22 protein-coding genes are annotated in these 21,032 nt (G+C 74.9%); 7 read left to right on the top strand and 15 right to left on the bottom strand.

Features of this window, described 5'->3' with window-relative positions:
- Positions 1 to 25: 25 nt before the first annotated feature.
- The 5 genes from OG559_RS27550 to OG559_RS27530 form a co-directional block, all read right to left on the bottom strand.
- Positions 26 to 757 (bottom strand): hypothetical protein, encoded by a 732-nt coding sequence (locus tag OG559_RS27550; protein ID WP_405108962.1) that lies wholly within the window; start codon positions 755 to 757, stop codon positions 26 to 28.
- Positions 758 to 1,135: 378 nt separating this feature from the next.
- Positions 1,136 to 1,765: an MBL fold metallo-hydrolase gene (locus OG559_RS27545; protein ID WP_405108959.1), complete on the bottom strand. Its 630-nt coding sequence runs from the start codon at positions 1,763 to 1,765 to the stop codon at positions 1,136 to 1,138.
- A complete protein-coding gene (locus OG559_RS27540) occupies positions 1,762 to 2,850 on the bottom strand; it encodes an S-(hydroxymethyl)mycothiol dehydrogenase (RefSeq protein WP_405108957.1) in 1,089 nt (362 codons plus the stop codon). Before OG559_RS27540 ends, OG559_RS27545 begins: the two co-directional genes overlap by 4 nt.
- A 178-nt stretch (positions 2,851 to 3,028) precedes the next feature.
- Positions 3,029 to 4,366: a nitrate/nitrite transporter gene (locus OG559_RS27535; protein WP_405108955.1), complete on the bottom strand. Its 1,338-nt coding sequence runs from the start codon at positions 4,364 to 4,366 to the stop codon at positions 3,029 to 3,031.
- Positions 4,363 to 5,031: a GntR family transcriptional regulator gene (locus tag OG559_RS27530; protein ID WP_405108952.1), complete on the bottom strand. Its 669-nt coding sequence runs from the start codon at positions 5,029 to 5,031 to the stop codon at positions 4,363 to 4,365. The genes OG559_RS27535 and OG559_RS27530 overlap by 4 nt, the downstream gene beginning before the upstream one ends.
- A gap of 260 nt (positions 5,032 to 5,291) precedes the next feature.
- Between OG559_RS27530 and OG559_RS27525 the strand changes: the two genes are divergently transcribed.
- Positions 5,292 to 6,737: a cryptochrome/photolyase family protein gene (locus OG559_RS27525; RefSeq protein WP_405108949.1), complete on the top strand. Its 1,446-nt coding sequence runs from the start codon at positions 5,292 to 5,294 to the stop codon at positions 6,735 to 6,737.
- Between the two features lie 6 nt (positions 6,738 to 6,743).
- On the opposite strand, the gene OG559_RS27520 is transcribed toward OG559_RS27525, so the two are convergent.
- The 3 genes from OG559_RS27520 to OG559_RS27510 are packed head-to-tail and all read right to left on the bottom strand — an operon-like array spanning position 6,744 to position 10,086.
- On the bottom strand, positions 6,744 to 7,598 hold the full coding sequence (locus OG559_RS27520) for an alpha/beta fold hydrolase (protein WP_405108946.1): 855 nt from the start codon (positions 7,596 to 7,598) through the stop codon (positions 6,744 to 6,746).
- Between the two features lie 31 nt (positions 7,599 to 7,629).
- Complete coding sequence (locus OG559_RS27515; RefSeq protein ID WP_405108943.1) at positions 7,630 to 8,547, bottom strand: SDR family NAD(P)-dependent oxidoreductase; 918 nt, start codon at positions 8,545 to 8,547, stop codon at positions 7,630 to 7,632.
- 33 nt (positions 8,548 to 8,580) lie between these two features.
- On the bottom strand, positions 8,581 to 10,086 hold the full coding sequence (locus tag OG559_RS27510) for a flavin-containing monooxygenase (protein WP_405108940.1): 1,506 nt from the start codon (positions 10,084 to 10,086) through the stop codon (positions 8,581 to 8,583).
- A gap of 114 nt (positions 10,087 to 10,200) precedes the next feature.
- Between OG559_RS27510 and OG559_RS27505 the strand changes: the two genes are divergently transcribed.
- The 3 genes from OG559_RS27505 to OG559_RS27495 all read left to right on the top strand — a co-directional run bounded on the left by OG559_RS27505 (position 10,201) and on the right by OG559_RS27495 (position 11,980).
- Positions 10,201 to 10,854, top strand: a complete 654-nt coding sequence (locus OG559_RS27505; RefSeq protein ID WP_405108937.1) for a TetR/AcrR family transcriptional regulator — start codon at positions 10,201 to 10,203, stop codon at positions 10,852 to 10,854.
- 223 nt (positions 10,855 to 11,077) lie between these two features.
- Positions 11,078 to 11,497 carry a VOC family protein gene (locus OG559_RS27500; protein WP_405108934.1) on the top strand — a complete coding sequence of 140 codons (420 nt, stop codon included), beginning with the start codon at positions 11,078 to 11,080 and terminating at the stop codon, positions 11,495 to 11,497.
- A gap of 54 nt (positions 11,498 to 11,551) precedes the next feature.
- Positions 11,552 to 11,980, top strand: coding sequence for an archease (locus tag OG559_RS27495; protein WP_405108931.1), 429 nt, complete (start codon positions 11,552 to 11,554; stop codon positions 11,978 to 11,980).
- Positions 11,981 to 12,011: 31 nt separating this feature from the next.
- Here OG559_RS27495 and OG559_RS27490 read toward each other — a convergent pair whose 3' ends face one another.
- Complete coding sequence (locus tag OG559_RS27490; RefSeq protein WP_405108928.1) at positions 12,012 to 13,430, bottom strand: RtcB family protein; 1,419 nt, start codon at positions 13,428 to 13,430, stop codon at positions 12,012 to 12,014.
- A gap of 276 nt (positions 13,431 to 13,706) precedes the next feature.
- On the opposite strand from OG559_RS27490, the gene OG559_RS27485 reads away from it, so the two are divergent.
- Together OG559_RS27485 and OG559_RS27480 are read left to right on the top strand one after the other, a co-directional pair.
- The gene (locus OG559_RS27485) at positions 13,707 to 14,633 is read left to right on the top strand and encodes a pentapeptide repeat-containing protein (RefSeq protein ID WP_405108925.1); all 927 of its coding nucleotides are present in this window, start codon (positions 13,707 to 13,709) and stop codon (positions 14,631 to 14,633) included.
- Between the two features lie 230 nt (positions 14,634 to 14,863).
- Positions 14,864 to 15,094, top strand: coding sequence for a hypothetical protein (locus tag OG559_RS27480; protein WP_396674185.1), 231 nt, complete (start codon positions 14,864 to 14,866; stop codon positions 15,092 to 15,094).
- Positions 15,095 to 15,183: 89 nt separating this feature from the next.
- On the opposite strand, the gene OG559_RS27475 is transcribed toward OG559_RS27480, so the two are convergent.
- From OG559_RS27475 to OG559_RS27455, 5 genes are all read right to left on the bottom strand, one after another.
- Positions 15,184 to 15,396, bottom strand: coding sequence for a ferredoxin (locus tag OG559_RS27475; protein ID WP_405108922.1), 213 nt, complete (start codon positions 15,394 to 15,396; stop codon positions 15,184 to 15,186).
- The gene (locus OG559_RS27470) at positions 15,390 to 16,613 is read right to left on the bottom strand and encodes a cytochrome P450 (RefSeq protein WP_405108919.1); all 1,224 of its coding nucleotides are present in this window, start codon (positions 16,611 to 16,613) and stop codon (positions 15,390 to 15,392) included. Before OG559_RS27470 ends, OG559_RS27475 begins: the two co-directional genes overlap by 7 nt.
- 86 nt (positions 16,614 to 16,699) lie before the next feature.
- The gene (gene rnhA / locus OG559_RS27465) at positions 16,700 to 17,173 is read right to left on the bottom strand and encodes a ribonuclease HI (protein ID WP_405108916.1); all 474 of its coding nucleotides are present in this window, start codon (positions 17,171 to 17,173) and stop codon (positions 16,700 to 16,702) included.
- A gap of 204 nt (positions 17,174 to 17,377) precedes the next feature.
- A complete protein-coding gene (locus tag OG559_RS27460; protein WP_405108913.1) occupies positions 17,378 to 18,571 on the bottom strand; it encodes a lycopene cyclase family protein in 1,194 nt (397 codons plus the stop codon).
- Between the two features lie 65 nt (positions 18,572 to 18,636).
- Entirely contained in the window at positions 18,637 to 19,530 is an 894-nt protein-coding gene (locus OG559_RS27455; protein WP_405108911.1) for an aldo/keto reductase, read from the bottom strand.
- 87 nt (positions 19,531 to 19,617) lie between these two features.
- Here OG559_RS27455 and OG559_RS27450 point away from each other — a divergent pair, with 87 nt between their 5' ends.
- The gene (locus OG559_RS27450; RefSeq protein ID WP_405108908.1) at positions 19,618 to 20,445 is read left to right on the top strand and encodes a class I SAM-dependent methyltransferase; all 828 of its coding nucleotides are present in this window, start codon (positions 19,618 to 19,620) and stop codon (positions 20,443 to 20,445) included.
- Positions 20,446 to 20,461: 16 nt separating this feature from the next.
- On the opposite strand, the gene OG559_RS27445 is transcribed toward OG559_RS27450, so the two are convergent.
- A complete protein-coding gene (locus OG559_RS27445; RefSeq protein WP_405108905.1) occupies positions 20,462 to 20,995 on the bottom strand; it encodes a GNAT family N-acetyltransferase in 534 nt (177 codons plus the stop codon).
- Positions 20,996 to 21,032: the final 37 nt, after the last annotated feature.

Here is a 21,032-nt window from a genome sequence, read left to right as displayed (position 1 = left end):
CGGCCGGGGCCTTGTCGGGCTTGCGTCACCAGAGCTGCTGGACGACGTCCGCAGCCTGCTCCTCCCACTGTGCGTACGCGTACGGGTACGCCGACACCTGCACCGTCTGCGCGGCGGCGGTCAGCGGCAGCTCGTTCCAACCGCCCACGTTCTTCAGGGCGTCGAAGAACGCCTCGGAGGCGTACTCGGGGTCGGTGATCTCGTCGGGCGAGCCCCAACCCGACGACGGGCGCTGCTGGAACAGGCCCTGCGAGTCGTGGTCGTTGTACGCCCCCAGGTGGCCCAGGTTGTACAGCTTCGACTCCTGCAGCGAGGTGGCCACACCGATCACCGCGCCCCGCTCGCCGACGCCGGTCTCCTTGGCTGCCTTGATGATCGCCTCGGCGTTCTCGAGCTGCGCGTCGTCGAGGGGGATGCGCGACTGGGCGCCCTCGAGGCCGTGCGGGATCAGTTCGTCCCGGTCCGGCTTCTCGGCCGGCGTCGTGCTGCTGATGCTCTCGCCGGTCGTCAGCGCGGATTCGACGGTGGCGCCCTCGCGGTTCTTGCCGGTCGCCAGGTCGATCGCGGCCACCGCACCGGCGTGCGGGCCGCTGGTGGCCGGTGCGGCGACGGCCATGGGGCCGAACGCCAGGCCGCCGAGGACGGCGACGCCGGCGACGCTCAGGACGATCCTGCGGTGCGGGGTCCTCGCGATGGTCGGGATCCGGTCGGTGGTCTTCGCGATGGCCGGGAGCCATCGAGTGAAGTCAACCTTCACGATGGTTGCCCTTTCGATCGTTGCGACGCGCTCCGGGTTGAGCGCCCCTCGGGGGACCGTTCCGCCGTAGGGGTTTACCGACGGACGGTACGGGGGACACAACCAGACCCACGTGTCCGTCATTCCGGATATGCGGGGCAGCGGCCCGGGCTGCGACCCCGGTCACACATAGAAACGGTCAACTCGGACACGGGCGGTCACCGGACGCGCGGGACCCCGAACCGGACGAGCACCTACCGGATCAGCGGGTCGGCCGCCGATCCGGTGTCGACCGGCGCGGGACGCGACGACGGGACGGTGCTGGTGGGCGACGACCGCGAGTGCCGGCCCGGCCCGCCCCGGCCGGAACGCCGGCCGGGGCGGGTGGCGGGCGGATGGTCAGTGACCCCGGGCGATCCACTCGTCGAGGTGCGGGGCCTCGGCGCCGACGGTGGTGCTGTCGCCGTGGCCGGTGTGCACGACCGTCTCCGGCGGCAGGGTGAGCAGCCGGGTACGGATCGAGTCGACGATGGTGCCGAAGTCGCTGTACGAGCGGCCGGTGGCGCCCGGTCCGCCGGCGAAGAGGGTGTCACCGGTGAAGACCACACCGAGCTGCGGGGCGTACAGGCTGCACGCGCCGGGGCTGTGACCGGGGGTGTGCAGCACCCGCAGGCCGGTGCCGGCCACCTCGATCGTGGCCCCGTCGCGCAGCTCCCCGTCGGGGGCCGTGCCGGGGTGCACCAGGTCCCACAGCACCCGGTCGTCGGGGTGCAGCAGCACCGGCCCGCCGGTGGCCCGGGACAGCTCCGGAGCCACCCGGACATGATCGTCGTGGGCATGGGTGGCCACGATCGCCACCACCCGGCGCTGGCCGACGGCGCGCAGGATCGCGTCGACGTCGTGCGGGGCGTCGACGACGAGGCACTCGCTGTCGTCGCCGACCACCCAGACGTTGTTGTCGACGTCGAAGGTCTGCCCGTCGAGGGAGAACGTTCCGGAGGTGACGGTGTGGTCGACGCGGACGGTCACGGGAAGACCACCACCGAGCGCAGCACGTCGCCGTGGTGCATCCGGGTGAACGCCTCCTCGACCTGGTCCAGGGCGATCTCCTCGGTGACGAACGCGTCCAGGTCGAGCCGGCCCTGCAGGTAGAGCTCGGTGAGCATGGGGAAGTCGCGGCTGGGCAGGCAGTCGCCGTACCAGCTCGACTTGAGCGCGCCGCCACGGCCGAAGACGTCCAGCAGCGGCACGTCGACGGTCATCTCGGGGGTCGGCACGCCGACCAGCACGACCGTCCCGGCGAGGTCGCGGGCGTGGAACGCCTGCTTCCAGGTCTCCGGCCGGCCGACGGCGTCGATGACGACGTCGGCGCCGAAGCCTCCGGTGGCGGCGCGGATCGCCTCGACCGGGTCGTCCTCCGAGGCGTTGACCGTGTGGGTGGCGCCGAACTTCCGGGCCCAGTCGAGCTTGCGGGAGTCGGTGTCCACGGCGATGATCGTCGACGCCCCGGCCAGGGCCGCACCGGCGACGGCCGCGTCACCGACCCCGCCGCAGCCGATGACGGCCACGGAGTCGCCGCGGGTGACCCCGCCGGTGTTCATCGCCGCGCCGAGGCCGGCCATCACCCCGCAGCCGAGCAGGCCGACGGCGGCGGGCCGGGCCGCCGGGTTGACCTTGGTGCACTGTCCGGCGTGGACGAGGGTCTTCTCGGCGAAGGCCCCGATGCCCAGGGCCGGGGACAGCTCGGTGCCGTCGGTGAGGGTCATCTTCCGGGCCGCGTTGTGGGTGGCGAAGCAGTACCACGGCCGGCCCCGCCGGCAGGCGCGGCAGACCCCGCAGACGGCCCGCCAGTTGAGCACCACGAAGTCGCCCGGCGCGACGCCGGTGACGCCCTCACCCACCTGTTCGACGATGCCGGCCGCCTCGTGCCCCAGCAGGAACGGGTACTCGTCGTTGATCCCGCCCTCGCGGTAGTGCAGGTCGGTGTGGCAGACCCCGCAGGCCTGGACGCGGACCACCGCCTCGCCGGGCCCCGGGTCGGGCACCACGATCGTGGTGACCTCGACCGGCGCGCCCTTGCGCCGTGAAATGACTCCCCGGACTTCCTGGCTCACGTTCTCCTCCTGCTCCACCGCTGTCGATGCCGGCGGCCCGCGGTGGGCGGGACGACGACGGAGAGCGCCACCGGGCGGGTACCCCACGTCGATCACGCTCCCCGGCGAAACTACCGCCGATCACCGTGCCGAGCCCAGCAACGCCCGACGCTTACCACGGCCGAGGCCACGGGGGTGATCACGCGGGTCGATGGGCCGACACGGGCTGCGTGATCGGGGCGACGTCGCGGGCCAGGTCGGCGAGGTGGCGGCGGGCGGCGTTGCGGTAGCGCAGCACCTGGACCGCGCCGAGCGCCCACAGGACGTACTGCACGGCGAAGGCCCACCGGAAGGCGGTCAGGTCCGGTGCGGCGCGGCCTGCGGGGGTGGCCAGGTCCAGCACGACCCCGATGGCCAGCACCAGGGCGATCGAGGCGGCGAAGCCGCCCACGTTCACGATGCCGGTGGCGCTGCCGAGCCTGCTGGCCGGATTGAAGGTGCGGGCGTAGTCGAAGCCGATGGCCGAGCCGGGGCCGTTGGCGGCCAGCACCACGATCAGGGCGACCAGCAGCCAGCCCGGGGCGCGGCCGGGCCAGGCCAGCACCACCGCCCAGATCGCGGCGGTGGCCGCGGTGACGGTGAGCACCAGCACCGAGCGGCGGAACGGGTGCCGGGCGCACAGGTGGGCGATCAGCGGCCCGGCCAGCAGGCCGGCCAGGGTCATCAGGGTGAGCAGGGAGGCTGCGGCGGTGGGCGACATCCCCTGCCCCTGCACGAGGAACGGGTACCCCCACAGCAGCGCGAACACCGAGCCGGAGAACTGGGTGACGAAGTGCGTCCACAACCCCAGCCGGGTGCCGGGCTGGGCCCAGGCGGCGGCCAGTTCCCGGCGTACGGTGGCCAGGTCGGGGGTGGGCGCGGCGGTGTGCTCGCGGTGCGGGCTGTCCCGGACGGCCGCGACGACCATGGTGAGCACGGTCGCGCCGAGCGCGGCGGCGGCGAGGAACGCCGGGGTCCAGCCGGCGCGGTGCAGCAGGGCGACCAGCGGCACGGCGCCGAGGACCGCGCCGAACTGCCCGAAGGTGCAGGTGAGCTGCACCAGCATCGGGTTGCGTCGGCCGGGGAACCAGAACGCGACGATGCGCAGCACGCTGATGAAGGTCATCGCGTCGCCGAGGCCGACCAACACCCGGGCGGCGACGGCGAGCCCGACGTCGGTGGCCACCGCGAAGCAGAGCTGGCCGGCGACCATCAGCGCCCCGCCGGCGATCAACAGCCGGCGGGAGCCGAACCGGTCGAGCAGCACCCCCACCGGCACCTGCATGGCGGCGTACACGGCGAGCTGGGCGACGGTGAAGATGGCCAGGGTGGAGGCGCTGATGTCGAAGCGGTGCGCGGCGTCGACCCCGGTGACGCCGAGGGAACTGCGGTGGAACACCGCCGCCACGTACGCGCTGAGGGCCACCGCCCAGACCAGCGCGGCGGAGCGGCGGGGCGCGGCGGTCGGTGTCGGTACGGCGGTGGCGGCGACGCTCAACTCAGGGTCCGCAGCACTGTCGCGGCGTTGTCGATGTGCGCGGCGACGCTGTCCAGCCAGACCCGCGGATCATCGCCGTCGAGGGCCGCGAGCTGGGCGGCGTGCTCGGTGATCGCCACCTCGGCCCAGCCGGGCGAGAGCCGGAAGCTGGCCTCGCCCATGCGTAGCTGGCGGTCGCGCAGCCGGTGGTACAGCTCGGCGAGGATCTCGTTGCCGGCGGCCTCGACCACGGTGGCGTGGAAGGCCCGGTCGGCGGACATCAGCGCGGTGACGTCGCCGGCGGCGTGGGCCTCGCGCATCCGGTCCAGCCAGCGGGTCAGGTCGGCCCGCAGCGTGGCGCGGCGGGACCAGACCCGCTCGGCGGCGTGCAGCTCCACCAGCCGGCGCGCCTCGATCACGTCGACGATCTCCCGGGCGGACACGGGCCGAATCAGCGCGCCGCGCTTCGGGTAGAGGGTGACCAGCCCCTCGGCCTCCAACCGCAGCAGGGCCTCCCGGACCGGGGTGCGGGACATCCCGACCGCCTCGGCGATCTCCCCCTCGCTGACCAGCAGCCCGCCGGGGTAGACCTGTTCGAGGATCGACCGCTTCAGGTGCCGGTATGCCCGCTCCGCGGCGGAGGGGGCGACGGCGCGCGCCGCGGGGGCGGGGGTCGGATACGTCATGCATCTATGGTGCGTCGCGCTCCCTTCGGGCCGGAACGCGGGCCGCCCGGACGTGGCCCGGGCCACGTCCGGGCCGGGGCCCAGGGGCGCCAGGACCCGCGGGTGGGCCCTTGGCGGCATCATCGCCGGCTGCCGGCCCGGGTCGCGCCACCGCGGCCCGGTCGCCGCCTGGCAGGAAAGGGATGCTGTGTGGCGTGCGCCACTCCCGGGACACGCCGGCACGGCGGGCGACGCCCCGCCGCACTGGGCAGAATCGACGCATGTCTTCGCGCCGATGGCTGCTCGCCGATCAACTCGGGCCGCACTTCCTCGACGACGGGGCGCAGCCGGTGCTGCTCGTGGAGGCCCGGGAGCTGTTCCGGCAGCGCCCCCTGCACCGGCAGAAGGCCCACCTGATCCTGTCCGCGTTGCGCCACCGGGCCGCAGAGCTGGGCGACCGGGCGCTGCTGGTGCGGGCCGGGACGTTCCGGGAGGCCCTGGCCCAGGTCGACGGGCCCGTCGAGGTGTGCCACCCGCCGTCGCGGGCGGGTCTGGCCTTCGCCCGCTCCGTGCCGGGGCTGACGATCCTGCCGCCCCGGGGCTTCCTCACCAGCCGCGACGACTTCACCGCCTGGGCGGACGCGTACCGGCGGGGGCCGTTGCGGATGGCCGAGTTCTACCGCTGGGCCCGCAGTGAGCACCGGGTGCTGGACGGCCCGCCGGGGCGGGTGCCGCGCCGGCCCCGGCGCTCCGGCGGCACGGTCGCCCCCGCTCCCCCGCCGATCACGGAGGACGAGATCGACGCGGAGGTGCGCGACGATCTGGACCGGTGGGAGAAGGAGGGGATGCGGTTCGTCGGCCGGGACGGGCCGCGCCGCTACCCCGCCACGTACGCCGAGGCCGACGCCCGGCTGCGGCACTTCGTCCGGCACCGGCTGCCCGACCATGGCCGCTACCAGAAGGTGATGAGCGTCGGCGACCCGATGCTGGCGCACAGCGTGCTGTCGTCGTCGTTCAACCTGGGGCTGCTCGACCCGGCGGAGGCGATCCGGGCGGCCGAGGGCGCGTGGCGTGACGGGACCGCGTCGCTGTCGGCGGTGGAGCCGTTCATCCGAGGGCTGCTCGGCTGGCGGGAGTTCCTCTGGCAGCTCTACTGGTACTTCGAGCCCGCGTTCCGGGGCGGCAACTGGCTGGCCGCGACCGAGCCGCTGCCCGGCTGGTTCGCCGACCTGGACGCCGACGCGGTCGAGGCCCGCTGCCTGGCCGACGTGCTGGCCGGGGTGCGGGACGGGGCCTGGGCGCACCACTCACAGCGGCTGCTGGTGCTCAGCAACTACGCGTTGCAGCGCGGCTGGCGGCCGGCGGAGCTGGTGGACTGGTTCAAGGGGTGCTTCGTCGACGGCGCCGACTGGGTGATGAACGCGACGGTGGTCGGCATGAGCCGGTACGCCGACCTGGGCCGGGTGGACACCCGCCCGTACGCGGTCGACGGCCGGTACATCGACGAGCTCAGCGACTACTGCGGCGGCTGCCGGTACCGGCCGGACGCCGTGCTCGGCGACCTGGCCTGCCCGTACACCGGGGGGTTCGACGCCTTTCTGCACCGCAACCGGGGGCGGCTGGCCGGCGATCCGCGGCTCGCCGCGGAGCTGGCCGAGCGCGAGGACCCGCAGGTGCGGGAGGCGGTGCTGGCCCAGGAGGACAAGCGCGGCGGCAGCCCGCCCTGACCGCCCTCAGCCGTGCGCGGGGTGGTCGGCCCAGAAGTCGGTGACCAGCCGGTGGAACTCCTCGGCCCGCTCGACCTGCGGCAGGTGGCCGGTGTCGGCGAACAGGTGGGCGCGGGCCAGGGGCAGCCGGGCGCGGGCGGCGGCGAGGTGCGCGGCGGGCAGGATCAGGTCGTGGTCGCCCCAGACCACCAGGATGGGCAGGTCCAGCCGGGCCACGGCGTCGAGCAGTTCGGCGCGCCACCCGGGGGCGACTCCGCGGAACGTGCCGAGGCTGCCGACGAGCTCCAGCATCACCCGGGCGGCGTGCGGTCGGCGGGCCGCCGCGAGGGCCTCGGCGAGGCGCGCCTGCGTGACGTGCCGCCGGTCGTGGAACAGGGCCCGCTCGGTGCGCCGGATCACGGCCCGGCTCGGCCGCAGCAGCAGCAGCCGGCCGAGCGGTCGCAGTGCCAGCAGGCGCAGCGCGATCGTCACCTCCGCGCCGAAGCCGGCGCTGTTGACCAGGACCAGGCTGGCCGCGCGGGCCGGGTCGTCGACGGCCAGCCGCATCGCGACCGCCCCGCCGAGGGAGTTGCCGACCAGGTGGGCGGGGCGGTCGACGCCGAGGGCGTCGAGGCAGTCGGCGGTGGCCCGGGCCAGCGCCGGCAGGGTGTGCGGCTCGTCCAGCGGTGCGGAGCCACCGTGCCCGGCCAGGTCGAGGCTGACGACCCGGTGGTCGCGGGCGAGCAGGTCCTGCTGCTCGGCGAAGTCGGCGAGGGTGCGGCCGATGCCGTGCAGCAGCACCACCGGCGGGCCCTGCCCGGCCACCCGGCAGCGGACCGCCCGCCCCCGGACGGTGAGGGTCGTGTCGGCCGGCCCGGTCACGCCGGCTGCCCCTTCCGGCTGTCCGGCCCGGTCACGCCGGCTCCCCGGGGCCGTCCGCCGGCGCCGGGGCGGTGGGCGGCCCGGTCGGACGTGGGTGCGGGGGTGCGGCGGCGGCCGGCCGGGGGGAGCGGCTGAGGGCGAGGGCGATGACCCGCCCGTACGAGGCGGGGGCGAGCCGGGCCAGCAGGTCCGGCAGCTTCGCCGACCAGCCGATCAGCACCCGGGCCCGGCGGCGCTCGACGCCGCGCAGGATGACCTCGGCGGCGACGGCGGGGTCGATGGAGAGCAGCTTCTCGAACTGCCGGCGGCCGGCCTCGAACTCCTCGGCGGGCACGCCGCTGCCGACCCGGGCGCTCTGCGCGATGCGGGTGCGGATGCCGCCCGGGTGCACGGAGGTCACCCCGATGCCGTCGTCGACCAACTCGTGGCGCAGCGCCTCGGTGAAGCCGCGGACGGCGAACTTGCTCGCCGCGTACGCGGTCTGCCCGGCGGGGGCGATGAGCCCGAACAGGCTGGACACGTTGACCAGGTGGGCGCCGGGCTCGGCCTTCAGGGCGGGCAGCAGGGCGTGGGTCAGCCGCACCACGGCCCGGAAGTTGACGTCGACCACCCAGCCGAACTCGTCGAGGGTGACCTGGTCGAACCGGCCGCCCAGGGCGACGCCGGCATTGTTGACCAGCAGCCGCACCCGGGGGTGGCGCCGGCGGATCTCCTCGGCCACCGTGGTGGTCGCGGCGGCGTCGGCGAGGTCCACCAGGTGGGTGGTGACCGGCCGGTCGGGGTGGTCCGCCCGGATCGCGGCCACCACGGCGGCGAGCCGGTCGGCGTCCCGGTCGAGCAGGACCAGGTCGGCGCCGCGCCGGGCCAGGCCGTGGGCGAGGGCCTCGCCGATGCCGCTGGCCGCCCCGGTGACCACGGCCGTCCCGGCCGCGAAGTCGAACCTGCGCACGTCGGTCTCCTCTGCTCGGTCGGCGGGGTCCGGTCAGCCGGCGGGGGTGCCGGCGGGGTCCCGCCGGCCGGTGCTGGCCGCCTCGCCCGCGCGGGAGAAGCGCACCCCGGCGTCGGTGAGCCGGCCGTGCCGCATCAGCAACACGTCCCGGGCGTAGTTCTGGTGCAGCCGCCACGGCGTCGCCGCGCCCTGCTTGGGCAACGCGTCGACGCTGCGCAGCACGTACCCGGACTTCAGGTCGATCAGCGGCTCCAGGTCGCCCGAGGCGGGGGCGAGCGGGGTGACGACCTGCTGGCCGGTGGCGTCGAGGTGGGTGAGCAGCCGGCAGACGTAGGTGGCGACCAGGTCGGCCTTGAGCGTCCAGGAGGCGTTGGTGTAGCCGATGGTCATCGCGAAGTTCGGCACTCCGGAGAGCATCATGCCCTTGTACGCCACCGTCCGCGCGAGGTCGACCCGCTCGCCGTCCACGGTGATCGTCATGCCGCCGAGGACGAGCAGGTTGAGGCCGGTGGCGGTGACCACGACGTCGGCGGTCAGCTCCGCGCCGGAGGCGAGCCGCAGGCCGGTGGCGGTGAGGGTCTCGATCCGGTCGGTGACCACCGAGGCCCGGCCCTGCCCGAGGGCGGTGAACAGGTCGCCGTCGGGGACCACGCACAGCCGCTGGTCCCACGGGTCGTAGCGGGGCGAGAAGTGCCGGTCGACGTCGTAGCCGGCGGGCAGCCGCCCCCTCGCCGCCCGCCGCAGGAACCGCTTCACCAGCTTCGGTGCGCGGCGGCTGAGCTGGAAGGTGGCCGTGCCGAACAGCACGTTCTTCCACCGCACCACCGGGTAGGCGGCCTTCGCGGGCAGGAAGCGGCGCAGCGCGTCGGCGAGGGCGTCGCGCGAGGGCAACGCGATCACGTACGTCGGTGAGCGCTGGAGCATGGTGACGTGGGCGGCCCGCTCGGCCAGGGCCGGCACCAGGGTCACCGCGGTCGCGCCGCTGCCGATCACCACCACCCGCTTGCCGGTGTGGTCGAGGTCGGCGGGCCAGTGCTGCGGGTGCACCAGCCGCCCCGGGTACGCCCGCGCGCCGGGAAGGTCCGGGGTGTAGCCGGTGTCGTAGCGGTAGTAGCCGGAGCAGGTGAACAGGAACGCGCAGGTGAGGGTGACGTCCTCGCCGGTGTCGTCGCGGTGGGCGCGCACCGTCCAGCGGGCGCTCGCGCTGTCCCACTCGGCGGCGAGCACCCGGTGGTGGAAGCGGATGTGCTCGTCGACGCCGTACTCGTGGGCCGTCTCGCGGACGTAGTCGCGGATCGAGTCGCCGTCGGCGATGGCCAGCGGGTTGGTCCACGGCTTGAACGAGTAGCCGAGGGTGAACATGTCCGAGTCCGACCGGATGCCCGGGTAGCGGAACAGGTCCCAGGTGCCGCCGATCGCGCCGCGCGCCTCCAGCACCGCGTACGTCCTGTCGGGGCGGTTACGGCGCAGGTGGCAGGCGGCACCGACGCCGGAGAGGCCGGCGCCGACGATCAACACGTCGACGTGGTCGGAGGCCATCGCGCGTCTCCCGTCGCAGGGGTGGTGGATCGGACCCTATCCAGCGCCGTCGACGTCGGTCAACACGCTGTCGAGTGGAATCGACACGGTGTCGAGGTAGTAGCATCTGCGCTCATGACCGCCACCGCCCGTACGCCCGGGGGGCGGGGCCGGCGGGCGGCCCGCTCGACCGGGGACGACCGGCAGTTGGCCATCCTGGCCACCGCCGAGCGCCTGCTCGCCCAGCGGCCGTTCGGTGAGATCTCCGTCGACGACCTGGCCCGGGGCGCGGGCATCTCCCGGCCGACGTTCTACTTCTACTTCCCGTCGAAGGACGCGGTGCTGCTCACCCTGCTGGACCGGGTCACCGAGGAGGCCGACGCGGCGGCCGGTGACGTGCTGGTCCGGCTGGCCGAGGACCCGCGGGCCCGGTGGCGGGAGCTGATCCACCGGTTCCACGAGACGTTCGGCGCGCACCGCGCGGTGGTGCGGGCCTGCGCCGAGGTGCGCGGCACCAACGCCGAGGTGCGCCGGCTGTGGGCCGCGGTGCTGGAGCGCTGGGTGCAGGCCGTCGAGGCCGCCGTGGTGGCGGAGCGACGGCGCGGCGCGGCCCCGGACGGCCTGCCGGCCCGGGACCTGGCGATCGCGCTGACCTCGATGAACGAGCGGGTCTGGTACGCCACCTTCGCCGCCGACGGGCCGGCCGTCGCGGAGCGGGACGTGGTGGACGTCCTGCTCGACGTCTGGCTCACCAGCGTCTACCGGGGCGCGGTGCCCCCGGCCGGCTGAGGCGCCTTCCGGCCGGGAGGCAGGCGGAACGTCGGAGGCCCACGGCGGCGTGGTCGGGTTCGACGGCTGACCCGGGTACGACCAACCGGAGGGTGCCGCGGCCGCACCCGAGCCGGCACGATTCGCCTCAAGGGCAGCCGAGATCGCCGAGGTCCCGAGGGCTTGACGGCCGAGCCGCCGCCGTACCGGACAGAACCGCTCATCGAGGCCAGGGGGCTGGAACATGGACTTCACGCTCGAACTCGTCGTGGTGCCGGTGTCCGACGTGGACCGGGCCAAGGAGTTCTACCTGGAGCGCGCCGGGTTCCGGCTGGACGTCGACATCCGCTCCGGTGAGGACTTCCGGGTCGTGCAGCTCACCCCGCCGGGGTCGGCGTGTTCGATCGCGCTGATGCGCGACCCGGACGGAGCGGGTGGTGTCAGCGGCCTGCACCTGGTGGTGACCGACCTCGACGCGGCGCGCGAGCAGCTGCTGACGCGCGGACTGCCGGCGAGCGAGATCTTCCACTTCGAGGAGGGTGGCGTGCGGGTCCCAGGCCCGGACCCGCAGCGGCGCGACTACGCCTCCTACCTGTCGTTCAGCGACCCCGACGGCAACGGGTGGCTGGTGCAGGAGGTCCGACGGGCGACCACAACGGCCTGACGGGCGCACCCGGTTTCCCCGGCGGAGAGCCGCCGGGGCCCGGATGATCGGGGCATGCAACGAGGACCGGGGCGGGGCCACCGGGCCGTACCGCACACCGCCGACGTGCGGATCGAGGCCTGGTCGCCGGACCGGGAGGGCTGCGTGGCCGAGGCGGTGTCGGCGATGGTGGAGACCTTCGCCGACACCACCGGCGCGGGCGAGGGCGCCGAGGTGACGTTCGACGTCCCGGCGGGTGACAACGGGGACCTGCTGGTGGCCGTCCTCGACGAGGTGATCTTCCGGCTGGAGACCGAGGGGGTGCTGCCGGTCGCGACGAACGTGACCGCCGGCCCCGGCGGTGGCCTGCGGGTGCGCTGGCGGGTCGTGGCCGCCGACGCGGCGGAGCCGGGCGGCGCGGTGCCGAAGGCCGTGTCGCTGCACGGGCTGCGCTTCGGCCGGGACGAGGCGGGCTGGTCCTGCGCGGTGACCCTGGACGTGTGACCCGCCAATCCGGGAGGACCGGGCCCGCGGGTCAGCCCTTGACCACGCCCAGCGGCACCAGCCGGGCCACCCGGCGGCACAAGCCCGCCCGCTCGGCGACGTCCACCACGGCCGTGACGTCCTTGTACGCCTCCGGCGTCTCCTCGGCCAGCCCCCGCCAGGACGCCCCGCGCACCGCGATGCCCCGATCCTCCAGCTCCCGGCGCAGCTCCTGCCCCCGCACCGTCTTCATGGCCTGGCTGCGGCTGCGGACCCGGCCCGCGCCGTGGCAGGTGGACGCGAACGCCGGGCCGCCGGCCACCCCGGTGAGCACGTACGAGGCGGTGCCCATCGAGCCGGGAATGAGCACCGGCTGACCGGCGGCGCGCAGGTCGGCGGGGAGGTCGGGATGCCCGGGCGGCAGGGCGCGGGTGGCGCCCTTGCGGTGTACGCAGAGCCGCCGGTCGACGCCGTCCACCCCGTGCGTCTCGACCTTGGCGAGGTTGTGTGAGACGTCGTACACCAGGTCGAGCCCGCTGCCGGTGACCCGCCGGAACACCCGGCGGGCGGCGGAGGTGAGCAGCTGCCGGTTGGCCCGGGCGTAGTTCGCGGCGGCGGCCATCGCCCCGAGGTAGGCCCGCCCCTGCGCGGAGTCGACCGGGGCGCAGGCGAGCTGCCGGTCCGGCACCTCGATGCCGTGCCGGGGCATCGTCTGCTCCATCGCCCGGACGTGGTCGGTGCAGATCTGGTGGCCCAGCCCGCGCGACCCGCAGTGGATCATCACGACGATTTGGCCGGCGCGCAGCCCGAACGCCGCCGCCACCGCCTCGTCGTGTATCGCGTCGACCGCCTGCACCTCCAGGAAGTGGTTGCCCGAGCCGAGGCTGCCCACCTGCCCCTGGCCGCGCTGCACGGCCCGCTCGCTGACCTGGGCCGGGTCGGCGTCGTCGACCACGCCGAAATCCTCGCACCGGTCCAGGTCACGCGGCACGCCGTGGCCGCGTTCCACGGCGTAGCGGGAGCCGCCGCGCAGCACCGCGTCGAGCTCGGACCGGTCGGCCAGGTGCCACACCGCGCCCCGGCCCATGCCGCGCGGGACCGCCGCGTCGAGGCCGTCCATCAGCGCGTCGCGCAGCCGGGGCAGGTCGGCCCGGTCCAGGTCGGCGGCGAGCAACCGCACCCCGCAGGAGATGTCGAAACCGACGCCGCCCGGGGACACCACCCCGCCCCCGGCGACATCGGTGGCGGCGACGCCACCGATCGGGAAGCCGTACCCCCAGTGCACGTCGGGCATCGCGTACGAGGCGTCGACGATGCCGGGCAGGGTGGCGACGTTCGCCACCTGTTCCAGAGACCGGTCCGCGCCGACGTCGGGAAGCAGCGCACGGGAGGCGAAGACGACGCCGGGCACCCGCATCGGGTCGCGCCGGTCGATCCGGAACCGGAACGGCGACTCCTCGACCAGCTCCATGGGCGGCGGCTACCCGCCCTGCGGCCGGCCACACCTGCCCCGCCCGGCGGCGGGGGCGGTTCGACGTCGGCGGCCCGGACGGTGGGGCAACCCGCCACAGGCGAGACCGCCACCCCGATGATCGGACAGGAGGACGTCGACCCGGCCACCGGGGAGCGGCCTGCCGTCCCCCGTGACCGCCGGCACCCCCGGCCCGCGGTCACGGGGGACGGCAGGACAATGGGGGAACCCGAGGGAGCACCCCGGGCGCGTCAGCCCCGTAGGAGAACACCCACCGTGTCCGGAACGTCCCAGCCCACGCCGTCGCCGTCCACCGGCGGCGACCTGCGGGCGGACTGCTCCCGGTGCTTCGGGCTGTGCTGCGTGGCGCCCGCCTTCGCCGCGTCGGCGGACTTCGCCGTCGACAAGCCGGCCGGGCGGCCGTGCCCGAACCTGGGCGGCGACTTCCGCTGCGGCATCCACCGGGACCTGCGGGCCAGTGGCTTCCCCGGATGCACCGTCTTCGACTGCTTCGGAGCGGGACAGCAGGTCGCCCAGGTCACCTTCGCCGGTCGGGACTGGCGGTCCGCCCCGGACACCGCGGCGCGGATGTTCGACACGTTCGCGGTCATGCGTCCGCTGCACGAGCTGCTGTGGTACCTGACCGAGGCGGTCGCGCTGACCCCGCCCGGCCCGCTGCGCGAGGAGTTGGGCGTCGCGGTGGCGCAGACCCGGCGGCTCACGGCCGGCAGCCCGCGGGAGCTGCTCGGGCTGGACGTCGACGCGCACCGGGGGCGGGTGAACCCGCTGCTGTCCCGGGCCGGCGAGCTGGCCCGGGGCGACCGGGCCGGGCTCGACCGTCGGGGGGCCGTACTGGTCGCCGCCGACCTGCGGCGGGTCGACCTGGTCGGGGCGAACCTGCGCGGCGCCGTCCTGCTCGGCGCGGACCTGCGCGACGTGGACCTCTCCCTCGCCGACCTCACCGGTGCGGACCTGCGCGGCGCCGACCTGCGCGGGGCGGACCTGCGGCGCGCGCTGTTCCTGCACCAGTCGCAGGCCGACGCGGCCCGCGGTGACCACCGGACCGGGTTGCCGCCGGCACTGGCCCGGCCGGCGCACTGGTCCCTGCCGGTCACCCCGGTCCGCCGCCCCGCCGCAACACGGCAGCCCCGCGAAACCCACCGCACCGGCGGCGGTCCGGCGGGCGGCGGGCGCCGCCGGTGACGAGCCGGGCCGACGAACCGGAGCGCCGGCCGGTGGAAGTCACCTGAGCGGGCAGTCGCCGGACGCGCGACGCGGACCGGAGCAGCATGGCTGAAACCCGCTGGGCGATCGGAGCGCGGCCCACGACGAGTTCCACCGGAGCACCCCGGCGTGGTTCGACGACGAGGAGATTGGGCGGTGCGGGCGGCCGGGGGACGTTTGCCGCCGGCCGGGGCGGGCAGGACTGCGGCATGACCAGTGAGGAACGCTTCGACCGAGCCAGCAGCGACGAGCCCGACGGCGCGACCGCCTACGAGGCGTCCCTGCGACCGCCGGGCGAGTCGCTGCGCACGACCGAGGACACCGGGGACGACTTCGCCGACCTGCCGGCCGAGAACGCCCGCCCCGCACGGGAGACCAGCCGCGCCGGTTACGACGTCGACGCCGTCTCCGGCACCACCGACCCCACCCGCGAAACCTGACCCCCCACCCCGGTGCCGCAGCGTCCGGTGATCAAGAGGTCTGCGTCGGTCCGCAGCCCAGGCCGACGCAAACCTCTTGATCAACCAGGTCAGGTGAGGCGGATGGCGCCGGCCGGGCAGAGGTCGGCGGCGCGGCGGACCCGGTCGGCCGCCTCCGGGGGCGGGGCGGGGCGAAGCAGGAGCACCAAGCCGTCGGCTTCGTCCTGGTCGAAGACCTCGGGCGCGGCGAGCACGCAGTTGCCCGACCCGCAGCAGCGGTCCCGGTCCACCTCGATCCGTAGCGTGCCGCCCCCGGTCACCACGTCACCGGCAGGCTGTTGAGGCCGAACACGACCGACGTCTCGCGGGTGGACACCTGCTCCGGCGTCACGGTGCTGCGCAGGCCGGGGAAGCGGCGGGCCAGCTCGACCAGAGCGATCCGCAGCTCGGCGCGGGCCAGTGGCTGACCGATGCACTGGTGCACCCCGAAGCCGAAGGCCAGGTGCTGGTGCGCCTGCTGGTAGGGATCGAACTCGTCGGCGACCCCGAAGACCTCCGGGTCGCGGTTGGCCAGCGACAGCACGGCGATCACGCCCTCCCCCGCCCGGATCAGCCGGCCGCCGATCTCGACATCCTCCAGGGCCAGCCTGGGCAGGCCGGTGCGGACCACGCTGAGGTAACGCAGCAGCTCCTCGACCAGCGCGGGGGCCCGGTCCGGATGCTCGCGCAGCGCGTCGAGGCCTCCCGGCTCGCGCAGCAGCAGCAGGGTGCTCAGGCCGATCATGTTGGCCGTGGTCTCGTGGCCGGCGACGAGCAACAGCAGCGCCATGCCGACCAGTTCGTCGACGGAGAGCTGGCCGGTGGACACCCGGTCGCGGACCAGCCGGCCGATCAGGTCGGTGGGAGCGCCCGCGTCGGCGTGCCGGGCGAGGACCAACTCGCGCAGGTAGGCCCGCAGCTCCCGGACCTCGGTGCGGAGCCGCTGCACGGGCGCGGTGCGGTCGAGCAGGGTGCGGCTGCGGGCCTGGAAGAAGCCGTGGTCGGCGTACGGGACGCCGAGCAGGTGGCAGATCACCATCGAGGGCACCGGCAGGGCGAACGCCTCGACCAGGTCGGCGGGCGGACCGGCGGCCTGGAGGTCGTCGAGGGCCTCGTCGACGGTCTGCTCGATCAGCGGCTCGATCCGCCGAACATTCTTGATCATGAATTCGGCGGTGAGCATCCGGCGCAGCCGGGTGTGCACGTCGCCGTCCATCCGGATGAAGGTGCCCTGACGGTCCAGCTCGGACTGGGGCGGAAACGGACGCAGCAGCGGGAAGCCCTGCTTCTCGAAATTGGCGCTGAAGGCGGGGTGGCGCAGCAGCTGACGCACGTCGGCGTGCCGGGTGACGAGCCAGGCGGTGGTGCCGGTCGGCAGCCGGACCCGGGTCACGGGCTCGTCCAGGCGACCGCGCTCCTCCTCGTCGAGCAGGGCGAACGGGCCGTGGTCGGGGTTGGTCGGCGGCCAGAGGGGCAGGTCGGTAGCGGCGGTCGCGGTCACGCGGACACCTCCCGTGACAACTGTGAGTGACGCAATCGATCCGCAACGTTACCTATCGATGCAGATCGACACAAGGCCGCATGACCTCACCGGGTCGCGGTCACCGTCCGAGCCTCGGTCATCCCCCGGTTGGCCAGGGCGTCGGCCCGCTCGTTCTCGGGATGGCCGTTGTGCCCCTTCACCCACAGCCAGGTCATCTGGTGCCGGGCGCAGGCGGCCTCCAGCCGCTGCCACAGGTCGGCGTTCTTGACCGGCTGCTTCGCCGCCGTCAACCAGCCGTTGCGCTTCCAACCCGCCAGCCAGCTGGTGATGCCGTTGCGCACGTACGTGCTGTCGGTGTGCAGCCGCACGGTGACCGGCCGGGTCAGGCTCTCCAACGCCTGGATCGCGGCCATCAGCTCCATCCGGTTGTTGGTCGTCGGCGTCGCCTCCCCGCCACACAGCTCCCGCTCGTGGGTGCCGTAGCGCAGCAGTGCGCCCCAGCCGCCCGGGCCCGGGTTGCCACTGCACGCCCCGTCGGTCCAGATCTCCACGACCCTGTCGGCCGCCACGTCCACCATGCCCGCAACCTACCGGGTACGCCCCGCGCCCCGGCAGCGGAGGCAGCCTGTCCTTCGCGTACCCGGACCTGGGGCTCACCGTGGCGGCGACGCGCAACCGGCTCGCGGTCGGCGACGGCGACCCGCTGGAGCGGCTGCGCGTCACGATCCGCGACGCGGTCGCCGCGCGCGTCGGCTGACCCGACCCCGGCCCCCCGCGACGGGTCAGCCGGCGGGGCGGCGCAGCCGGCCACGAAGCCGCCCGGCGGCGTCGCCGACGACGGCAGAGGTCATCGCCAGCAGTGGGCTGGACCGCATCACCGCCAGGTCCTCCCCCGGCGAGGTGTCGCCGTCGAGGAAACGCAGCACCCGCTCGGCGGGGTTGCGGTCGAACAGCCGGTCGAAGAACTGCGGGCCGCCGACCCGGCCGGTGTCCAGGGCCCGCAGCGCGACCGCGTCCATCCACAGGTGCCGCCGGGGGTACGCGGGCGCGGGCACCGGCGGCCGGCCGGCGGCCAACGCGCGGGCCACCTGGTCGGCCTGGCGCAGCATGGCGGAGAAGGTGAACCCGGTGGAGGGGCGGGTGGCGCCGCCGGCCGTGCCGAGACGGACCACCCGGGGCGAGGGGCGACGCGGGAACGGGGCGTCGGTCATCGGAATCACCCCGTCCTCCACCTCCCGCACCGTCAGCGCGGCCGGGTCCAGGCCGAGCCGGCCGAGGTAGCCGCGCAGCGCCCGGTCGTACCCGTCGTCGGTGAGCCGGTCCGGGGAGAACTCGGTGTACTCGACCAACGCGTACCGGTCGCTGACCGGCAGCACGTAGCCGAAGGAGACGCCCCGCCCGGGCTGCGGGGTGCGGAAGTCCATCAGCACCGCCCGGGCGGGGTCGAACAGCGGCCCGCCGGACTCCACCCACCAGCCACGGAAGTGCTGCAACCAGGACGTGCGGCCGGGCCGGGCCGGCGGGCGGGGGCGGGAGTCGAGCACCCAGGACGCCCGGACCAGCGGGACCCCGTCGGCGCCCCGGACCAGCACCCCGGCGCCGTCGTCGTCCAGGCCGGTCACCGCCGCGTCGATCCGCCTCGCCCCGAGGTGCCGCTCGGCCTCGGCGGCCCGGGCATAGACCGGGGCGGAGCGCAGCATGGCGTACCGCAGCGGGGTGAGGTCGAGCACCCGGCGGCGGGCCGGGGTGGTCACCTCGACCTGGTCCCAGCTCGCGCTGAGCAGCGGGTCCAGGTCTGCGCCGGGGCGGCCCCAGAACGCCCAGGTGCGGTCCTGGCCGCGCCTGCGCACCGGGTCGACGACCGCGACCCGCAGCCCCCGCACGCCGTGCCGGCCCAGGGCGGCCAGCACGAGGGACCCGGCACCGCCGCCGCCGACCAGGGCAATGTCGACGGCGACCGGCGCGGAATCGTTCACCCCGACACGCTGTCACACCGCCCGGCCGGGTGCGGCACCGACGGGCGACCACCGGTCGGGGGGCGTCACTCGCCGCGCTGGTGCACGGCCTCCAGCCGGGCCAGGTCCTCGGCGGTGAGCCGCAGCGCCCCGGCGGCGACGTTGGCGACCAGATGCTCGGGGTTGCCGGTGCCGGGGATGGCCAGCATGTTCGGGCTGCGGTGCAGCGCCCAGGCGATCCGCAGCTGGGCGGTGGACACCCCGTGGGCGGCGGCGACCGCGCGGACCTCCGGGTCCTCGTCGCCGCCCGCGCCGGCCTCCCGGCCCGTGGTGGCGATGGAGAAGAACGGCACGTACGCCACGTCCTGCGCGGCGCAGTCGCGGACGAACTGGTCGTGGCGGGGCCGGAAGCCGAGGCCGTACGCGTTCTGCACGCAGACCACGGGGGCGACGGCCTGCGCCTGGGGCAGGTGGTGCGGGCGGACGTTGGAGATGCCGAGGTGCCGGATCAGGCCGGCGTCGCGCAGCTCGGCGAGCGCGCCGACGTGCTCGGCGACCGACTCCAGGCCGGCCTGGCGCAGGTTGACCAGGTCGAGGTGGTCGCGGCCGAGCTGACGCAGGTTCTCCTCGACCTGGCCGCGCAGCTCGTCCGGCCGGGCCAGCGGCAGCCACTGCCCGGACGGGTCCTTGCCCGGCCCGACCTTGGTGGCGATGACCAGGTCGTCGGGGTACGGCGCGAGGGCAGCGTTGATCAGCTCGTTCGCGGAGCGCAGCGGCGAGAAGTAGAAGGCGGCGGTGTCGATGTGGTTGACGCCCAGCTCGACGGCCCGGCGCAGCACCGCTATCGCCCGGTCCCGGTCGCTGGGCCGGCCGTCGGCGGTGCTGGTGAGCCGCATCGCGCCGAAGCCGACCCGGTTGACGGTCAGGTCGCCCAACGTCCAGGTGCCCGCGACGTCCGCAGTGGCGATCCCCGTGTCCATGATCATGATTGTGGCACGGGCCGGAGGCCGCCACCGCCCCCTGAATTCCCGTTGAACCCGGAGCTGCAGGTGTGGGACCGTCGCGCCGTGACGGACTACCGCAACATCAACCGGGCCAGCTGGGACGACCGGGCGCCCGCCCACGCCAAGTCGCCGGACTACGCCCTGGACCGGTTCCTCGCCGACCCCGGGCACCTCAGCGAGGTGGTCCGCTTCGACCAGCCGCGCCTGGGCGACCTCACCGGCCTACGCGGGGTGCACCTGCAGTGCCACATCGGCACCGACACCGTGTCGCTGCACCGCCTGGGGGCCCGGATGACCGGGCTGGACTTCTCCCCCACCGCGCTGACCGAGGCCCGCCGCCTCGCCGCCGACACCGGCGCGGCGGTCGACTTCGTCGAGGCCGACGTGTACGACGCGGCGGAGGCCCTGGAGCCGGGCGGCTTCGACCTCGTCTACACGGGTATCGGGGCGTTGTGCTGGCTGCCGGACATCCGCCGCTGGGCGTCGGTGGTCGCCGCGCTGCTGCGCCCCGGCGGGCGGCTGTTCCTGCGTGAGGGCCACCCGATGCTGTTCACGGTCGACGACGCCCGCCCCGACGGGCTGCTCACCGTCGAGTTCCCGTACTTCGAGCGGCCGGAGCCGACGGTGTTCCAGGCCCAGGGGACGTACGTGACGACCGAGGAGACGTTCACGCACAACGTGACCCACGAGTGGAACCACGGGCTCGGCGAGGTCGTCACCGCCCTGCTGGACGCGGGGTTCGAGCTGACCATGCTCGCCGAGCACGACAGCGCACCGTGGGACGCCCTGCCGGGGCGGACGGAACGCGCCGGGCCCGGCGAGTGGCGGCTCGCCGACCGGCCCTGGCGGCTGCCGCAGACGTACACGCTCCAGGCCCGTCTGCGCGGCTGACCCGGCCTGCCGTGGGTCAGGAGTCTGCGCGCCGGCGGTACAGCACGCTGCGGCGCAGCGGGCCCGACTCGACCTCGGGGTCGTCGAAGTCCTCACCCGAGTCGGTGGTCATGCCGAGGCGCCGCATCACCGCCTGGGAGCGCACGTTACCGGCGGCGGTGATCGCGACGATCTCGGGCAGCCCGAGGTCGTCGAAGCCGTGGCGCAGGGCGGCGTGGGCGCCCTCGGTGGCGTAGCCGTGGCCCCAGGCGGGGCGGGCCAACCGCCAGCCGACCTCCACGCCGGTGAGCGGCATCCCCTCGTCGACGTCGTCGAGGCCGACGAAGCCGACGAACTCGCCGGTGTCGCGGACCTCGACGGCCCAGAAGCCGTAGCCCTTGGCGTCGAGGTCGGCCTGGAAGCGGCGGGCGGACGCGGCGGACTCCTCGGCGGTCAGCGGCGGGCCGAGGAACTCGCGCACCTGCGGGTCGGCGTTCATCGCCGCCCACGGCGCCAGGTCGCTGTCCCGCCAGCCCCGCAGCACCAGCCGTTCGGTCCGGATCTCGATCATCGTCCCACCGTACCGCCGGGGTCGAGGGGATTTTCGT

The sequence above is a fragment of the Micromonospora sp. NBC_01405 genome (assembly GCF_045040155.1).
In the GTDB taxonomy this organism is placed as follows: Bacteria; Actinomycetota; Actinomycetes; order Mycobacteriales; family Micromonosporaceae; genus Micromonospora.
Note: the sequence above shows the minus strand (reverse complement) of the source record. Positions and strands in the feature narration are given on the sequence as shown.